General features: G+C 58.1%; 17 protein-coding genes. 6 read left to right on the top strand and 11 right to left on the bottom strand.

Annotated elements, in window-relative coordinates; translation table 11 throughout:
* Window position 1: 1 nt before the first annotated feature.
* The 3 genes from I554_RS0123265 to I554_RS0123255 are packed head-to-tail and all read right to left on the bottom strand — an operon-like array spanning window position 2 to window position 1,641.
* Window positions 2-892 (bottom strand): aldo/keto reductase, encoded by an 891-nt coding sequence (locus tag I554_RS0123265; RefSeq protein WP_024574146.1) that lies wholly within the window; start codon window positions 890-892, stop codon window positions 2-4.
* An 11-nt stretch (window positions 893-903) separates the two neighbouring features.
* On the bottom strand, window positions 904-1,149 hold the full coding sequence (locus I554_RS0123260) for a tautomerase family protein (protein WP_009337829.1): 246 nt from the start codon (window positions 1,147-1,149) through the stop codon (window positions 904-906).
* Window positions 1,150-1,152: 3 nt separating this feature from the next.
* Complete coding sequence (locus I554_RS0123255; protein ID WP_029659303.1) at window positions 1,153-1,641, bottom strand: cupin domain-containing protein; 489 nt, start codon at window positions 1,639-1,641, stop codon at window positions 1,153-1,155.
* A gap of 139 nt (window positions 1,642-1,780) precedes the next feature.
* On the opposite strand from I554_RS0123255, the gene I554_RS27690 reads away from it, so the two are divergent.
* Both I554_RS27690 and I554_RS27685 read left to right on the top strand, forming a co-directional pair.
* A complete protein-coding gene (locus I554_RS27690; RefSeq protein WP_244432835.1) occupies window positions 1,781-2,251 on the top strand; it encodes a LysR family transcriptional regulator in 471 nt (156 codons plus the stop codon).
* Window positions 2,236-2,685, top strand: a complete 450-nt coding sequence (locus I554_RS27685) for a LysR substrate-binding domain-containing protein (RefSeq protein WP_244432834.1) — start codon at window positions 2,236-2,238, stop codon at window positions 2,683-2,685. Before I554_RS27690 ends, I554_RS27685 begins: the two co-directional genes overlap by 16 nt.
* 163 nt (window positions 2,686-2,848) lie before the next feature.
* Here I554_RS27685 and I554_RS0123240 read toward each other — a convergent pair whose 3' ends face one another.
* Window positions 2,849-3,127: a hypothetical protein gene (locus I554_RS0123240; protein ID WP_009337824.1), complete on the bottom strand. Its 279-nt coding sequence runs from the start codon at window positions 3,125-3,127 to the stop codon at window positions 2,849-2,851.
* A 235-nt stretch (window positions 3,128-3,362) separates the two neighbouring features.
* On the opposite strand from I554_RS0123240, the gene I554_RS0123235 reads away from it, so the two are divergent.
* The 3 genes from I554_RS0123235 to I554_RS0123225 are packed head-to-tail and all read left to right on the top strand — an operon-like array spanning window position 3,363 to window position 7,824.
* The gene (locus I554_RS0123235; RefSeq protein WP_244432833.1) at window positions 3,363-4,910 is read left to right on the top strand and encodes an SIR2 family protein; all 1,548 of its coding nucleotides are present in this window, start codon (window positions 3,363-3,365) and stop codon (window positions 4,908-4,910) included.
* Window positions 4,907-6,931, top strand: a complete 2,025-nt coding sequence (locus I554_RS0123230; RefSeq protein WP_009337820.1) for an ATP-binding protein — start codon at window positions 4,907-4,909, stop codon at window positions 6,929-6,931. The genes I554_RS0123235 and I554_RS0123230 overlap by 4 nt, the downstream gene beginning before the upstream one ends.
* Window positions 6,931-7,824, top strand: a complete 894-nt coding sequence (locus I554_RS0123225; protein WP_024574149.1) for a 3'-5' exonuclease — start codon at window positions 6,931-6,933, stop codon at window positions 7,822-7,824. Before I554_RS0123230 ends, I554_RS0123225 begins: the two co-directional genes overlap by 1 nt.
* A gap of 73 nt (window positions 7,825-7,897) precedes the next feature.
* Here the strand turns inward: I554_RS0123225 and I554_RS0123220 are convergent, their stop codons facing one another.
* The 7 genes from I554_RS0123220 to I554_RS0123185 form a co-directional block, all read right to left on the bottom strand.
* Entirely contained in the window at window positions 7,898-8,479 is a 582-nt protein-coding gene (locus I554_RS0123220; RefSeq protein WP_024574150.1) for a hypothetical protein, read from the bottom strand.
* 83 nt (window positions 8,480-8,562) lie between these two features.
* Window positions 8,563-9,768: a hypothetical protein gene (locus tag I554_RS26080; protein WP_152527631.1), complete on the bottom strand. Its 1,206-nt coding sequence runs from the start codon at window positions 9,766-9,768 to the stop codon at window positions 8,563-8,565.
* Between the two features lie 69 nt (window positions 9,769-9,837).
* Window positions 9,838-10,611: an HNH endonuclease signature motif containing protein gene (locus I554_RS0123205; RefSeq protein WP_009337812.1), complete on the bottom strand. Its 774-nt coding sequence runs from the start codon at window positions 10,609-10,611 to the stop codon at window positions 9,838-9,840.
* Window positions 10,612-11,074: 463 nt separating this feature from the next.
* Window positions 11,075-11,575, bottom strand: coding sequence for a GNAT family N-acetyltransferase (locus I554_RS0123200; RefSeq protein ID WP_244432832.1), 501 nt, complete (start codon window positions 11,573-11,575; stop codon window positions 11,075-11,077).
* A 23-nt stretch (window positions 11,576-11,598) separates the two neighbouring features.
* The gene (locus I554_RS0123195; RefSeq protein ID WP_009337808.1) at window positions 11,599-11,904 is read right to left on the bottom strand and encodes a DUF1778 domain-containing protein; all 306 of its coding nucleotides are present in this window, start codon (window positions 11,902-11,904) and stop codon (window positions 11,599-11,601) included.
* A gap of 186 nt (window positions 11,905-12,090) precedes the next feature.
* Window positions 12,091-13,458, bottom strand: coding sequence for an integrase family protein (locus I554_RS0123190; RefSeq protein ID WP_024574155.1), 1,368 nt, complete (start codon window positions 13,456-13,458; stop codon window positions 12,091-12,093).
* A gap of 248 nt (window positions 13,459-13,706) precedes the next feature.
* Entirely contained in the window at window positions 13,707-14,522 is an 816-nt protein-coding gene (locus tag I554_RS0123185) for an IclR family transcriptional regulator (RefSeq protein WP_024578204.1), read from the bottom strand.
* A gap of 273 nt (window positions 14,523-14,795) precedes the next feature.
* Here I554_RS0123185 and I554_RS0123180 point away from each other — a divergent pair, with 273 nt between their 5' ends.
* The gene (locus I554_RS0123180; protein WP_244432831.1) at window positions 14,796-16,433 is read left to right on the top strand and encodes an MFS transporter; all 1,638 of its coding nucleotides are present in this window, start codon (window positions 14,796-14,798) and stop codon (window positions 16,431-16,433) included.
* Window positions 16,434-16,502 lie beyond the last annotated feature (69 nt).

Raw genomic sequence — 16,502 nt, 5'->3', positions numbered from 1 at the left:
GTCAGCCCTCCCGACCGGCGGCGGCGATCTGCCGCTTCTTGCCGAACACCGGGAAGGCACCGGCCTCTCCGTAGTCGGTGCTGTTCTCCCAACCCTTGAGGGTGTCCATATCGGCATCGGAGATGACGAAGCCGATGGCGGCATTGTCGCGCATGTGCGCCGCATTGGCCGTCTTGGGTAGCGGGAGCAGGCCGAGCTGGAGGCAATAGCGGATGCAGAACTGCGCGATGCTGACCCCATAGCGCTGCGCCAGCGCGCCGAGCTGGGCGTTCCTGAGCGCGGCGCCATGGGCGACAGGGGAGTAGGCTTCGACCAACAGCCCCTTCGATCGCGAATAGTCGATCAGGTCGAACGGGGTGTTGCCGACATGGGCCAGGACCTGATTGACCATCGGCGCGACGTTGCCGTTGTCGAGCAAATTGTCGAGGTCCGCGGCCTCGAAATTCGAGACGCCGATCGCGCGGACCTTGCCGGCGGCGTAGGCTTCTTCGAGCGCGCGCCATGCTTCGAGATTGCCTTCGAAGAAATGCTCGCCTTCCCGAAACTCTGCCCAGGGCTGCGGGCTGTGAATCAGCAACAGGTCGATATGATATAGCCCGAGCGCCCGGAGCGACTTGTCGATGCGGGCGCTTGCCGCAGCGAAGGTCTTGCACTCGGCTGTCAGCTTCGTGGTCACGAAAATCTGGTCGCGGGATACGCCGCTCGCGCGAAGCCCCGCGCCCACGCCGTGCTCGTTCTCATACGCCTGGGCGGTATCAATGTGGCGATAGCCGATCTCGATGGCTTCGCGCACGACACGTCCGGTATCGGCGTCGGGAATGCACCAGGTGCCTAGCCCCAGCTTCGGGATCTTCACCCCGTTTGCGAGAGTATATGTCTCTTCCAGTATCATGCTGCTTACCTTCAATCTGTACCCTTCGGGCCGGGGCCGTACCCCGGCTTCTTGGTGAGCGTGCTCCATCGACCCCGAATGTCAGTCTCGTAGACCTGGGCGGTCCACGCGTCGGGCTGGACCTCCTCGAAGCCGACCGACACCGCTTCATCGCCGTAATTCAGGATACGGGTGACATCCCGGACGATGGCCGCGGACAAATCGCGCTTCTGCGCGTCGGATTTGCCGGGCCAGAGCTTCACGATGACGTGGGGCACGGACTACTCGCTTCCCAGCGGCGCGAGATATTCCTCGTCCGTCACCTTCTCCATCCAGACGACATTCTTCCCGTCGATCGTGTCCTGAATGGCGATGTGGGTCATGCCCTCGTGTGGGGCGGCGCCATGCCAATGCTTGTGCTCGGCGGGACACCACAGGATGTCGCCGGCGTGGAACTCCAGCTTCGGTCCACCCTCGACTTGGGTCCAGCCGACCCCTTCGGTCACGATCAGCGTCTGGCCAGCGGGATGCGTGTGCCAGGCAGTGCGAGCGCCGGGTTCGAAGTGGACGATCCCGCCACTCATGCGCGATGGATCGGGGCGCTGGAATGCGCCGGTGACAGTGACCTTGCCGGTGAAATATTCGGGCGGGCCGTCGACCGTCTTGAGGTCGGCTTTACGGGTGATGTCCATGGTCGTGATTCCTTCCTGTGCCGCGGCGGCACCTGTGGCCGACACGACAGCGGCAAGGACAATTGCGAGCTTGATCATGATGGCCGGGCTCCAAATCGAGTCGCTCGCCCTGGGCATTGAGCATGGCCATCATTTAGTCGGTCGGGCCGATCCGGATTAGCGCCCTCGGAAGCAATGAACTGATGAACACAGATCAACAGCGTGTTAGTGTGATGCAATGCAGCTAAGCCGGACCGATCTTGCCGATTTCCTCTACTTCCTGGCTATCGTCAGACATTCCAATTTCCGTCGCGCGGCCTTGGAAATGGGGGTCACGACCTCGGCACTGAGCCATGCCATCACCGCACTCGAAGCGCGGCGCGGTGTTCGATTGTTGAACAGAACCACGAGGAGCGTGACGCTCACTGCCGCCGGGGCGGAGCTTCGGGCGTCAATCGAAGGTCCATTGCAGATCGTTGGCGAGGCGGCGGAGAACCTCAACAGGTTCCGGGATGCGCCGATGGGCCGCGTCAGGATCAACATTCTGGAGGATGCGGTCCCGCTTCTGCTCGACCCTGTCATGCCGATCTTCGTCGACCGCTATCCAGAGGTCGAGGTCGACATCAGTGTGAGCAACCGCCGATCGATGTCATCGCGAGCGGTTTCGACGCCGGTATCCGCTATGGCGGCACCGTGCCGGAAGACATGATCGCGCAGCGGCTGTCGCCGGACATCCGTTGGGTTGCCGCCGCGTCGCCCGTCTATCTCGAACGCTTCGGTACGCCTACTACGCCACACGATCTGCACAAGCATCGCTGTGTCCGCATCCGCTTGGGTAATGACCAGATCTATCAGTGGGAATTTGAGCGCGGACAAGAGGCCGTCGCGGTCGCCACACCTGGCCCGCTAACGGTGGATGAAAGCCATGCGGCGATCGGCTTTGGCCTCAGCGGCGTCGGCATGATCTACGGCGCGGAACCGGTGCTCCGGCCGTATTTGGATCGTGGCAGCTTGAAGGTCGTGCTAAGCGACTGGGCGTCGATGGGCAGCGGGTTTCACGCCTATTATTCCGGTCGCCGCCAAGTCCCCACTGCATTGCGCCTGCTCATCGATCTCATCCGTGAGATTGCTCCACTCCACTGAAGCTTACCGTGCAGGCGTATCACTGTATCACTGCTCGATCCGTCAGTTGGTTTCTGCCGACGCTCTTGCCCTTCGGGGGCGTTGCGGGGGGCTCCCCGCAGAAGGGGGTGTGTCGGCAACGAGAGTGCCGACCAGGGGGAAGACTTTCCCCCTCCCACACTCGTCAGGAACGCCGGTATCCGCGCATTTCCTCGTCGACGATGGCCTCCACGACCTTCATGTCCATCTCGGCAGCGGGTAACAGGCGCGCAACCTCGGAAGCAACCTTTGCCCAATGCCAGAACTCAGGCCTGTTCCCTTGTGCGCGGCTACGGGCGGCCAGGCGCTGCGCTTCATAATAGGCTTGGCGTTCGTGGTGCGTAATCAGGACGCGGGCGTCCTGCTGCCAGCGTTGGCGCATCCGTCGCCGGCGCTCGATCCAGTCGGTGAGGACACGGAGCATTTAGTTGCGCTTTCCGATGCGGAAAGAACCGGCAGGAAGGGCGATCATGGTTCGGGAGCCATTCCCCTTTCGACGTCCGCCTGCGCATTCTGGATGTACAGCCACCTAGCCGAGCAATTTTGGCTCGGTTCTCTGAATGAAGTCCAAATTTCTGAGTTTTGGCTATAGTTTAGCAAGCGACTCGTTGGAGGGGATAGTGAACATTTATTGCAGGGGGGCAGCTCGCATCAGGCACATGGCGACTGGCGATATCTATGAGATCGAGAGTGACGAACTGGATTGGGATGCGGTGGGCGGCGATGAACGCCAGATGGGGCCGGAAATCCATTATGAAGCGATATTAGAGCATCCCGCGTTGGGGGAGCTTAGATGGTCGCTGTGGGAATATCCCATAGGGGCTGAGAACCGTCATGAGACGAATGTGGGAGGGCATGGAGTCCTTGAAGATTTTGAATTCGGCCTTGAACATGATGAGCCTGAGCCGGACGATCAGGAGGGAAATTTGGACAAACCAGGAGGAGCGGAAGAGCCAAAGCAGACATTCCGTTTCATTCGAGGGAGCGACACCGATAGTCGCGAATATGATTGGGTCGAAGGCGCCGATATTGTTCGTAAGGCTCTGGCGGAGTCGTTGAACGCGAAAAATGTCGCTTTCCTACTCGGAGCGGGGTGCTCGTCGCTACGTGTAAACAATGCCGAGGTTGGTATTCCAACCATGGCACCGCTTGCCGCAGAATTCACGAAAACGCGCAAAGAGGATGTTGCGGACTTTCCCACGATTGCGGAGCGTAAGGTGTTCGTCGAGCAACTCGGCATTGATATCAGCGCGAAGGAATATGCTCGTAATCTCGAACGCCTGATGGAACTGCTTCACAGCCTGCGGTTTGCGCTGGAGCGAAGCGCGCTTGAAGTATCGAAAAAGCAACTGATTGCCGTGGTGTCGGTCATAAAAAAGGTTCAGGCTTTTCTGTGGGAAAAATGCACCAAAGGGGCCTTTGCCGTCGGTGATCGCGGTGTTCTGAATCTGTATGAAACTTTTTATCGGAAACTCGTTCTGCGTGACCGTTCTCTGCCGCGGCCCTGGGTGTTCACGACCAATTATGATCTTTTCAACGAGACGGCTATGGATAGGCTTGGCCTGCCATATGCAAACGGGTTTTCCGGTGTTGTCGAACGCCGCTTCAATCCCGCGACTTTTCGGTACGCGTTAGCCGAGCAGCTCGATCTGACAAGCCGAAAATGGTCGGCAGTCGATGGGTTCGTCTATCTCTGCAAGATCCATGGTTCGATAAGTTGGACGGAGGACGATCACGGTCTCTTCCCGATTAGAGAAACAGCGGCTTCCGAAGTGCCCGGAAAGGTCATGATTTATCCAACGCCAGGGAAGCAGAATGCCAGCCTCGGATCGCCTTATGCCGACCTTTTCCGTGAATTCCAGTCGCGGGTCGTCCGGGAACAGAGCGTTCTGTTTACGATGGGGTACGCATTCGGCGATGAGCATATCAACAACATCATCTATCAGGCGCTGACGATACCCACGTTCCGACTGGTTATCTTTGTAGACCCCAATCTCGATGGCGATATCGCCAAATTGAAAGCTCTCAACGATCCCCGGATTTGGATCATAGGGGGTGAAGGCCCGGAAGCGGGACGCAAGGCGCATTACTTCGATACGATTATCGAGCAGTTCATGCCTCAGCGACCGAGTGAACGCATTGATGAGGCTGTCCGCAAGGTTCTAGATGCGATGGCTCCTTCTCAGAAGAAGGAGGAACAAGAATGAGCCGTGACGACCGAAAGCGGGCTATCGGCAAGGTCGTCTCCGTTGCGGCCGATAAATTTGTCGTCGAGATGCACGCTGGGACCGACAACTTCACGGTCGTCGGATTCGATGACGTCCACTACGTGGCTCGCCTCGGCTCCTTTTTAATGATCCCAGCGCAGACGGAGTATGTCGTCGCAGAGGTCGTCGGGCTTCGCGAGCGAGATGTCGGCAGTTCAGATCGACGCGATGGCGATATGGACAAGGCGTCATCGGCGAAGTTTCTGGATGTCGTACCGGTGGGGATGCTTCCCCAAAAACTAGACGAGAAATTTCGGTTCGGTGTGTCTATATTCCCGTCGCTCTACGCCGATGCGCTCTATGCTCTGGACGCCGAACTCGATCGCGTGTTTGAGACGGACGTTCCAAGCGAGCCAGCTCCGAAGAGGGGAGGACACCCGCCTATCCCGCCGGAGGCAACTCGATTCCGCGCGTTGACAATTGGTCGGTCCGTTATTTTCGACGGCTACGATGTGAAGGTTCGAATTGATGACTTCTTCGGAGGTCATACTGCGGTCCTCGGAAATACCGGCAGCGGGAAGTCCTGCACGGTTGCATCCGTGATTCAGTCGCTGTTCGATAAACCCGACGAGCATCATGCCCGTGGTGCGACGTTCGTGATATTCGACGTCAATGGAGAGTATGCTCGGGCGTTGACGCCCTTGGCGAACGGCAACGGAATCGGCGTTTCCCACGTCGTTCTCGATGGAACCGCTGCCGAAGGCCGTTTCCGGCTACCCCACTGGTTTCTTGAACAGTCGGAATGGGAGTTGCTCCTTCAGGCGAGCGAACGCACTCAGGTGCCAATCCTGCGTATGGCGTTGGGTCTATCGACGCTGTTTTCGGGAGGGAACGCACAGGAACTCAATGGTATCAAGAATCATATCTTAGCGACCTGCCTCAGTCAGATCCTGCGTGACGACTCTGGGAGTCCGTCGAAACACGATCGTATGGTGGGCCTCCTTCAGCGCTTCAATACTCAGCAAATTAATAATCCAACGATTGCACAGTTCATCAGGATTAATTTCGGCCAGATGGCCAATCCCCAAGGGCTGACAAACTACCTTCTTGGTGGAGCACAGGGAGGAGGGTTCATTATCGATGGCCTGAAGATGCCTACCTATAAGTCTCTTCCATTTGAATTTTCTGCCCTTGGCGAAGCCCTGGACCTCGCGATCCTCTATGAGGAAGCGCATGGAAACCGGCAGATACGCGACTACTGCTCCCAGATGATCACCCGATTCAAATCGCTCGAAGAGCGGGCGGAATATGCTTTCCTGCGACACGATCTACAGGGTGGTGGTCATGATCCATCCATGGGCACCTTTCTGTCGCAGCTTTTGGGTTTGGTGCAAAATGACGCAAACTGGGTAAAGCGAAATCAGCTCATCATCATCGACATGAACTCGGTCGAAGATGAAGTGGTAGAACTCGTGGCTTCCGTTCTGGCACGGATGTCGTTTCGTCTTCTTCGCCAAGCCGATCCACGCAATCGCTTTCCTGTCCATCTGCTTCTCGAAGAGGCGCATCGCTACGTTGCATCCACTCCATCGCGCTATGCGATCGATGCGAGCCGCGTCTTCGAGCGCATTGCGAAAGAGGGCCGAAAGTACGGCCTTTTCCTCTTGGTCGCATCTCAGCGACCGAGCGAGTTATCGAAGACGGTGCTTTCGCAGTGCTCAAACTTCGTGATCCACCGAATCCAAAATCCAGATGACCTCTCACATATTCGGCAGATGACACCGTTTATCTCAGATGCCGTTCTAAAGCGACTTCCCTCATTGCCAAAGCAGCATGCTTTGGTTTTCGGGACCTCTGTCAATCTTCCGACAACATTCAAGGTCCGCGACGCTGATCCACTTCCTGCAAGCGATGACGCTAGAATCCGCGATCTTTGGTTCCACGAACAAGGGCGCGCGGCTCAGGTGCTTATTGGCGTGGCGCCTATTCAGCAGGCAGGTGCGGGAGACGTCTTCGACTAATGACCAACGCCTCAGATTTGGAAGCTTTCGCTGCGGCGCTCGAAGCCAGCTCGGACTATCGAGTTCTTAGGCGTCTTCGACCTCGCCCCACGGTTGAAGGATTCGATGTTGCTGAGACACGCACGGGCCTTATGATCGATGTTGAGACGACAGGTCTCGATCCGGATCGGGATGAGATCATTGAACTCGCGATGGTGCCGTTCCGATACGCGCTTGATGGCACGATTGTAGAGGTCCTGGAGCCTTTCGACCGTCTCCGTGAGCCGAGCAAACCGATTTCGTCCGAAATCACTGTGTTGACGGGGATTACGGATGCAATGGTTGCGGGAAAGTCGATTGACCCCTCGGAAGTCACGATGTTTGCTGCGCCGGCGGCTGTAGTCATAGCCCACAATGCGGCGTTCGATCGGCGCTTTCTGGAGCGCTTCAGCCCTGTGTTTTCAACCAAGCCATGGGCGTGTTCTATGTCGGAGATCGACTGGGCAGCCGAAGGGTTCGAGGGCGCGAAGCTCTCCTATCTCGCGATGGCTCTAGGCTTTTTTTACGACCGGCATCGAGCTGCGAATGACTGCTTGGCCGCCATTGAGTTGCTTGCACGCGAGTTACCTCGTGCACGAGCGCCAGCCTTGGCAAAGCTGCTTGAGCGCGCGCGGTTGCCGACCTGGCGGATCTGGGCTGAGAACTCACCATTTGAATTCAAGGACCTCCTAAAAGCGAGGGGATATCGTTGGAATGGCGAAGAAAACGGAAAGCCGAGATCTTGGTATGTTGATGTTTCCGACGCTGAGAAAGAAGCGGAAATCTCTTACCTTGCGCGAGAAATATACCAATATGAAGTAGACGTTCGAACAGTTCGTGTCACCGCCTATGATCGGTTTTCGAACAGAGTCTAGCTCCCTTGGCCGCCGCCGTGATTGCTGAAAAATTAGTTTTGTTGCTGAGCTTCGTTTGTGTGCTGACAGGCACTCAGAACTTAGTTGATCGAAGTAATTGCAGCGCTCTCTCCAACCCTTCCTGGCTCTGGGCGGCGACCTCGATTGGTCGTGGGGCAACGGCATCACCCAGAGATCGTAGATGAGAGTTGCCGGTTGTCAGCCAGAGATTGCGACGCTCGTTATCTCTGATCGCTGTCTCCGCGGCAGTGCACAGCTTGCTCTTCCTCTCCTCCTGTTGAGTTACCATGCGCATTTGACGATCTTTTTCGGCTTGGCGTCGCGCCTCTATGGCTCGTTGCTCGTCGGCCGCCTTGCGAGCCAAGTCGTCTGCAATACGTTGTTGATGTCGCTCTTCTGCTTGTCGCTGTAGTTCTTCGTGGCGGCGTTTGCGCTCCGCTTCGGCTAACTCTTCGCGTCGGCGCTCTTCGTCACGTTCTTGTTGACGTTCGGTACGTTTCGTGTCCAGCAGAGCGTCCCAAGCGGCGGCGTCAGGCGCCGGCTGCGTTACCCATCGAGCCGATGCGCCCCATCCTTTGCCGGGCAAGGGCAAGCGATAGCGGAAGTGCTCGTCACGACCAGGCCACGCACGGAGCACCTCGTCGTCAGAGACCAAAGGATCAGGGGCGTGCTTTCCGCACGCTGGGCACTTCTGGCGGGCTCGCTTTGGTTGGAAGTATGCACTTTCACCGCCGTCGCTCAATGGCCCCAAGGGAAGACCGACTTTCCTCGATAGTGCTTCGGCTGTCGAAAGGATCGGTTCATACCAGCGCCACTCGTCGCGCACGACTTTGACGGGAAGTGTGCGCGGTCGGCGAGGATGTCCGATGAGGAGATGGGTAATCCTGAGAAAACGAGCTTTGCAGTCTGAACATTCTTCTGCGTGATGCACGAAGGCTCCTGGCACAACCTCGGTGTGTTCCTTGCCTCGCCAGGTCTTGCTACCTTCGAGGATGGGACGGAGCTGACGCGCGAGCGAGTTGGAAAGGTCGTCGGATGCGAGCTGGAAACTCGACGCTTGGTAGCCGCGAAGATGCGGAGCATTGACGCGCAACTGTAGGATGGCGCCGGCAAATTGATCTGCGCCGATCTGTTTTCCGTCAACAGGACGAAAATCGTCGGTAAAAGCGACGGGCCTAACTCGCCGAGCAAAATCTGTTGTCGCTTGCCCTCGTGTTGCAGTTCGAAGCAAGCCGGGATGGTTCCCTGTAGATCGATTTTGTACTTCCATCCAGGAACGGTGCGGATGAGTCGAGCAAGTTCGTTTGCCATCCCCACTTGGCGCTCAACGGCGCCGAGCAGGCCCCTGACTGCCGCCCCGACACTTGCCATCTGTTCTCGGATCGAGGTTCCGTGGACGGGAGCTTGTAGGCCGTCGCCAAAATCGTTGAAGTGATTTCTCGGACCTTTGAGCCAGAATGCGGAAACCTCCGAGGCTTCGAACCTGTCGTTACGTGCCCCAGTCCGTCGTTTTGCCTGCGCCGAAAGCTGGACTTCGATTGCGATCTTGATGCTGCCGCGTATGGCTAGAACGTCGGCGCGCCAGCCGTCGCCTGAGACCTCAACATCTGCCTGCCATCCTACCAGAGATTGAACTGCTCTTGCCGCGGCGGCCTTCAAGGACTCATGTTCGTCAGATTCGCCGCTGGAAGAGCAGCGATCGTAGCCGGACTTGTGGGCAAAATAGCGCAGATCGAGCGGACTGTGGCTGGCATAAGCTGGGGCATCGCAGCAGGACATACGGAGCCGATTTTCTGTCCCCTTTGACGCACGCTGCGCCTCTGACCAGTCCCCGTCCGAGCAGAGGATAGAAACTATTTCGCGGCCATCGAGCTTAGCCTTCAGAGGCATTACAGCTCCGCGTCGATGACACGCCGGCGCGCGATGGTCATCGATCTCGAGCATTGTCGAATCTGGTCCGTTAACAGCAGCTTGAGCCGTAGATTCTTGTGTCCGGAGATCATGTTTGAGAGCCTATCTCGTGTTGAACTCCATATAGGTGGAATAGGCGCGCATTCCCTTAGCGGCATTCGATTTGGCTACGACCGTTCGATTAATCCGCTGTTGCAGATACTCGCAAACTGCATTGAACTTCTCAATTGGTAGTAGCCGCCAAGGGGCACCGAAATTGCTCTCAATGTTCTTGGATATCGCGCCATAGCTGAATTTCGACGCGCGCATCCGGTCTGCACCGGCAAATTTATTGTATCGGTCGATTAGATATTGCACATAGCGCGTGGTTTCCTGATCAGAACCGATCGTTCCGGGTGGTGCATTAATGCTGATAGAGCGACGGGTGGTGCGCACATGGACTTGGTGCGCTTGAATGGCGCCGGGACTGTTGATCGCGATATTGCCGCTGTTCTGGCCGATCGTGATCCGGTCGAGGTCGTTCAAGAGAAGCTTTGCGAATATGAGATCGGCCGGTTGCTCGGCTCGGCCGGCGGCGCTTTCGTGAATGGTCTTCATGTCTTGCAGAACATCAACCGTATAGATCTGCGGCTCCCCGTCGACAACTTTGTGATGATGTCTGCACAAGAGGAGGAGGTTGCCAAAATCGTTCCGGCCTTTGTCAGATTGTGAAGGATCGTAGCGAGGGCCTCCGGGGCTGCGAGCAGCGATATGACAAATTTCGCCAGTGACGTTACCCGCGGTTTCGATGATTGGCAGCGTGCATCTTGGGAATGCGCAGGTGTTTCCGGAAAGAGCGAATAATCGCTTTATGGTCTTAGCCGTCGGTTCTGCCATTGTGTTCCGTTGCCTTGCATTGACAGTTGGGCTGGAAGAGTCCGCCTAGCTCTAACGATTGACGAATCGAATTTGTGGTTCAGAAAGCAGCCTAGCAACCTAAGTCCCTCGGTGTGAGTAAAGTACTCGCTCAGTGACTGAGGTAGAGCCGTCGGTGTTGTTTCTCTCGTTGAGCGTCTCAATCATTAGCGGTTAGAGCCCTGAGTTCGGCGAGGAAGGTGGTGCCGGCTTCCACAGCTTGCATTGCCGGGTCCGCGTCAATATCCACGCCAACCCGTCACGGCACACCCGGCCTGCACTCTCACTCTTAGGGGGGGCGTTGCGAGGGTCTCCCCGCAGAAGGGGGCGTGTCGGCAACGCAGTGCCGACCAGGGGGAAGGCTTTCCCCCGCAAAACCACAAATGCGGAAGTCAGGATTTCAGAGGGCGAAACACCGTCTACGTGGTAGCTTCGAACCCGGCTCTCAAGCCTTCAGCATTTTTTCAATAACGTGCATGGGTAGCACCAGGCGCATGGAATCAGGCAGGCGCACGAAGCCGTTGCCCTCATAGAAGGCAGCGGCGCGCTCATTGATCGCGTCAACGACGAGCATCGACGAACCAACAGTCGAGGCTGACGCATACGCTCGCTGCACTGCGTCGGCGAGAAGGATTCCTCCTAGACGCTCTCCTTGCCTTGCGGCCGAAACCGCAAGACGCCCGATCAACGTGGCGCTCACTAACGGATAGCGTGGCACATATTTGCGGGCAGCGGCCGGTACGTCGCCCTGTTGCAAGCCCGTTGCGCAGAGCGTGTAATAACCAAGCACCGTCCGGTTCGCCTCGGACTCCACAAGGATGAAGACACCATTCGCCTTGCGCCGCACGTCCTGACTCGCCTGCGTCCGCAGATACCGGTCGAGGCTGTCGACGCCGCATGAAAAGCCATCGCGATCATGATCGGCGGAGAACGGCTCGATTCTCAAGTCCGATCGAGAGTCCGTCATGTTCAGGAAGCAATGCGACGCCTGTGCTCGGCGATCGCGCGCGTGAGTCTTTCGCTCGGTTCGGGCGGGTTCATCAGCGCGTTGAAGAAAGCCTCGCGATCACGGTTCGAGAGCACGAGCGTCTCATGTTCGGCGATCGTCCGGCGTGCGGTATCGGCGAGCGCAGTGACACAGAAGTCGCTCACCTTGCGCTGCGACAGATGAGCCGCGCGCTCGATGAGATCCTTGGTCTCTTCATCAATCCGGAACCCGAGCCGCTCGACACGGCCGGGTACGTTTCGGGGGGATCGGGCCTGATTGCTTGACATAAGAATTCACCTGATAACAGTTTTATAGCTTAAATGTACGTCTAATTGACGAACATTGCAAGTTAAACGTGCGGCGATTCTCGTAATGCGACACGGGATGGGTCAGGTTGAGCGTGAGGCAGTTCCGTGTTTATCCCCGAGGTCACGTGGACGGGATCGGGCCGGAAGCGATCGGGCGGGTCACTCCTATGCCGCCTTCATGACTCGCGGAACCTTTACCTCGCGCTGTTCGAAGGCCTCTCGCGCACGTGCAACCTGCCGTCGCGCGGCCCCGCGACCTAGCCAGTCGCGAAGTTCTGGTTGCGCCGTCAACGTATTTCCGAGTGCTGAAAAGATGGTGTTGCTGATCGCCTGCTGTTGGGCGCGCAGATGATCCTCCAGCAGCTTGTGTCGCGTGATGTACCCTGAATTCACGCCGGGGACCGAATGATTCATCAGCATGCGGGCGTCGAGTTCCGAGACGCCGGCAGGGGTTGCGACAGTGCGATACGTTTGGCGTAGCTCGTTGCCCCACTTCGACAGCACCGCTCGATCTTCCTTCTGCTCGACCAGATGACCATCGGCACCATCGGCAGGAAACAGCCAGTCTTTCGCCTCATAGGGGTGCATCTGCCGGCCGAACCGAATGGAGCGCATGAGGCAATTGATCGCCTGCCGGGACAGCGGGATGTCGAAGGCACGATCGGCGCCTCCCTTCGGGCGCGGGATGTGAAGAACCCGACGACGCAGATCGAGATGTTCGAGCCGAGCTTCTTTCAAGGCCGTTGGACGCGATGCCGAGAGGAGGGTGAACAGATGAAATTCGCGCCGTATCGGATTGTCGAGTGTCGCAGCCTCGACGAACCAGCCTTTCAAGTCGGCGACGCCCATCCCTGTATCCCGTCGCTTCTCGTGATTCCAATCGACGCTATCGACGGGATTGTCGGGCGGCAGTTCGCGATTGGTCTTGCGGGCGTGATTGTAGATGGCGCGGAAGGTGCGCATGCTGCCATTCGCGATGTAGGGTCCATGCTTTTCACTGATGGCGTCGTGCTTTGCGGAGACCTGGCCCGGATCGTCACCAAGTTGTTTCAGAGGCGTATCCAGCCAGTCCTTGAAAATGCGCTCGACGTGATCGCGGTAGCTCTCGATCGTCCGCGCGCTCCGGTTCTTGCGCTCCATTGCGATTTTGTATCGGGCCCACGCCTCTTTGAGGGTGATCCCGACCGGGCCGGGCTTTTGCTCGTTTGCGAGGTCAGCAATCGTCGATGCCTTCGTGGCTTTCTCGTCGCTCTTGGGGTGTATGCCGCGACTAATTTGGATCAGATATTCCTTGGCCACTGCACGCGCCGCACGGGTCGAGAGCTGCTTAGAATCGCCAATCGCGATGCGGATGGTGGAGGCACGTTTGCCCTGTTGGCGAAGGTCGCCCTGGACCATAAAGGTCTTCTTTCGGGCTCCGACCATCAGGAAGAAGCCCTTTTGGTCGGTATCTCGGACAATGTAGCGTCCCTTTTCGGGCAGTGGCAAACGCTCGACTGTCTTATCGTTCAAGGGGATACGCATGTCGGCCATTTGCGAGCTCCCGAGATTCTGAAACGGTTTTTGAAACGGTTTTGGCGGAATGGGGTGTCTAACGGGCTCCCTACGCCACCACAAGAGGATATGCGATAATACCTTGAATTACAAATAAAAATATGCTTATTCGGAAAGTTAGAAGTGCTGCCGGATAATGCCTCGTAAGGGACTTTTTGAACTACGAATCTGGGGGTCAGGAGTTCGAATCTCTTCGGGCGCGCCATTCCTGTTCAATGACTCGCCTCTCAGTCGCTTACCGCTTCCGGCTGCCATCCCGCCGTCGCCGACAGCGCGCGCGCGTGGGCGAGCAGTGTCGTTGCCGTCGAGCCTTTCAGATTGTCGTCGAGAATGCCGATCGGCCCCATCATGGTAATGGCCGCGATCATGAAACCGGTTTGATCGAAGATCGGCGCCGAAAAGGATGTGAAGTTCGGCAACAGGGCATCGCGGCAGCGGCTGATGCCGTCCCGCTGAATCGCCGCCACCATCTCCTCCACCTCGGCCTTCGTGGCAGGCGCGTCGTCGATTCGTGCGTGCCGTGATCCTTCTTCCTTGAGTTCCTGATCGAGCATGTGCGCGGTGATCGAACGCGGCAGATGCGCAAGGAAATTGCGGCCGAGCGCCGAGCGTAGCAGGCTGAGCACGCTACCAACGCGCAGTTCGATGATCGGCCGGCTGGCGCCGCCTTCGACACGGTAGATGATGGTTGGTCCACGATTGCCCCACACGCCGAGGAAGACCGTGTGGCCGATGGTCGTCGCGAGTTCGGTCATCGCAGGACGGGCGGCGGTGAAGACGTCGAACTGCTCGATCGCGGCCATGCCGAGTTTCAGCGCGTAAGGGCCGAGCGCATAGCAGCCGGTGTCGGCTTCCTGCCGCACAATGCCCACGGCCTGAAAGCTGACGAGATAATAATGCACATTGGCTGCCGACATTCCGGTGTTGGCGGCAATCATCTTGAGCGGGACCGGACGCAATTCGGTGCGCAGATAATCAAGGATCCGGAAGCCGATCTCGATCGACTGGATGCCCCGCCGTCCGCCACGTTCCGTCTTTTCCAATTTGACGGATTTCGACTTTCCGGTCGTCGCGGAGCGCGCGGATGTTGGCGCAAGCGGCCTCTCTGGCGGTTGGTTTCCGCGCGGCTTCCTCACTGAAAATCCTTTTAGATCAGAGTGTTATCGATTTGGGCCCATGCCGTATTATTGGGCTGGGCGCGCCATACATTCAAGCTTGTCTAATTTGATAATATCATATCTATCTGACTATATACGAGGCGATCGTTCCGAGCGTCGTAGGGCGGGGCTGACGGAACTACAAACAGGGGAATGACGATGGATGCGGTAACGGCGACGGCAGCAGCGGCCGATCACGATCTCACGCGCAACGAAGAGCGGCAGGTCGTTCTGGCTTCGACGTTGGGCACGGTGTTCGAGTGGTACGATTTCTTCATCTACGGCTCGCTGGCCGTGTTCATGAGTTCGGTGCTGTTTCCGCCGGATAACCCCACGGCGGCCGTGCTGGCGTCGCTTGGCGCTCTTGCTGCCGGTTTCGTTATTCGCCCGATTGGTGCGGTCCTGTTCGGACGTATCGGCGATCTTGTGGGCCGCAAATACACCTTCCTCATCACGATCGTGATGATGGGCGGCAGCACGGCGCTGATCGGCTTTCTGCCGACCTATGCGACCGTGGGCCATGCGGCGTGGATTTCGCTGGTGGTGCTCCGTCTGATCCAGGGCCTTGCGGTCGGCGGAGAATATGGGGGTGCCGTCATCTATGTCGCCGAGCACTCACAGCCTCATCGGCGCGGGTTGCTGACGGGCTGGATCCAAATCACGTCATCGGTCGGTCTCGCGCTCTCGATCGCCGTCATCATCGGCACCCAGAGCCTGATGAGCGAAGCTGATTTCAAGGCCTGGGGCTGGCGCGTTCCCTTCATCATCTCGATTCTGATGCTGGCATTCTCGATCTATGTGCGCGCCAAGCTGCATGAATCGCCGGTGTTCGCGCGTCTCAAGGCCGAGCGGCGGCTGTCAAAGAATCCGGTTCGCGACACATTCGGCCGCTGGTCGAGTCTGCGCCTCGTGCTGATCGCACTGTTCGGCGCCACGGCGGGCATGGGGGCGACCTATTTCACCGGTCAGTTCTACGTGATGATCTTCATGCAGCAGGTGGCGAAGATCGATCTGCAGACCTCGTACACGCTCATGGCTGTCGGTCTGGTGATCGGCGCGCCGGCTTTCATCTTCTTCGGCTGGCTGTCCGACCGGGTTGGGCGCAAGTGGCTGATGATGGCGGGTCTCGTTCTCTCGGCTCTGTGCTACCGGCCGATGTTCGCCTCGCTGCTGGAAGCGGGCAATCCGCAACTCGTGGCCGCAACCCAGAGCGCGCCTGTTCTGGTGCATGCGGATACGTCCAGCGAAGGGTGCAGGTTCGGTCTTGCCGCCGCGCTGCTCAGCACGCACGGCGATCACGCCAAACCCTGCGTCCAGGCTAAGAAGCTGTTGATCGCGAGCGGTATCAACTTCAGCTACGCGCCGCCGGTCGACGGACAGGCTGTGGCGATGACGGTCAGGGGGATCACGATCAAGGGTTACGATCCGGGAGGTTACCGCAAGGCGCTGGCCGACGCGGGTTATCCTGCAAAGGCCGACCCGGCCAAGGTGTCGTCCGGCTACATCATCTTCCTGCTGGTGGTCATGACCATCATTGTGGCGATGATCTACGGGCCGGTAGCGTCGTTCCTTGTCGAGGTGTTCCCCGCAAACATCCGGTATACGGCGCTCTCGTTCCCGTATCACATCGGCGCGGGCATCTTCGGCGGCTTCCTGCCGTTCTTCGCCACCTACCTTTCATTGGCAGTCGGCGATGTGTTTGCGGGGCTTTGGTATCCGGTCGTGATCTGCGCCACCGTTGCGGTGATCGGCTCAATCGTGCTGCCGAACAAGCCGAAGCTCGAAACCGACCACTAAATCTCACATCGTAATCCACGGGCTGCCTTCATGGCAGCCCGTGTTTCGTCATCTCTTCGCCTTCCGGGA

The organism is Afipia sp. OHSU_II-C1 (assembly GCF_000497575.1).
Lineage (GTDB): Bacteria > Pseudomonadota > Alphaproteobacteria > Rhizobiales > Xanthobacteraceae > Afipia.
This window is presented reverse-complemented; position numbering and strand designations above follow the sequence as displayed.

Bases quoted from the DNA above. Each gene is read 5' to 3' on its own strand.
- I554_RS0123265 (WP_024574146.1), bottom strand. From the start codon at position 892: ATGATACTGGAAGAGACATATACTCTCGCAAACGGGGTGAAGATCCCG.
- I554_RS0123255 (WP_029659303.1), bottom strand. From the start codon at position 1,641: ATGATCAAGCTCGCAATTGTCCTTGCCGCTGTCGTGTCGGCCACAGGT.
- I554_RS27690 (WP_244432835.1), top strand. From the start codon at position 1,781: ATGCAGCTAAGCCGGACCGATCTTGCCGATTTCCTCTACTTCCTGGCT.
- I554_RS0123240 (WP_009337824.1), bottom strand. From the start codon at position 3,127: ATGCTCCGTGTCCTCACCGACTGGATCGAGCGCCGGCGACGGATGCGC.
- I554_RS0123235 (WP_244432833.1), top strand. From the start codon at position 3,363: ATGGCGACTGGCGATATCTATGAGATCGAGAGTGACGAACTGGATTGG.
- I554_RS0123230 (WP_009337820.1), top strand. From the start codon at position 4,907: ATGAGCCGTGACGACCGAAAGCGGGCTATCGGCAAGGTCGTCTCCGTT.
- I554_RS0123225 (WP_024574149.1), top strand. From the start codon at position 6,931: ATGACCAACGCCTCAGATTTGGAAGCTTTCGCTGCGGCGCTCGAAGCC.
- I554_RS26080 (WP_152527631.1), bottom strand. From the start codon at position 9,768: ATGCTCGAGATCGATGACCATCGCGCGCCGGCGTGTCATCGACGCGGA.
- I554_RS0123205 (WP_009337812.1), bottom strand. From the start codon at position 10,611: ATGGCAGAACCGACGGCTAAGACCATAAAGCGATTATTCGCTCTTTCC.
- I554_RS0123195 (WP_009337808.1), bottom strand. From the start codon at position 11,904: ATGTCAAGCAATCAGGCCCGATCCCCCCGAAACGTACCCGGCCGTGTC.
- I554_RS0123190 (WP_024574155.1), bottom strand. From the start codon at position 13,458: ATGGCCGACATGCGTATCCCCTTGAACGATAAGACAGTCGAGCGTTTG.
- I554_RS0123180 (WP_244432831.1), top strand. From the start codon at position 14,796: ATGGATGCGGTAACGGCGACGGCAGCAGCGGCCGATCACGATCTCACG.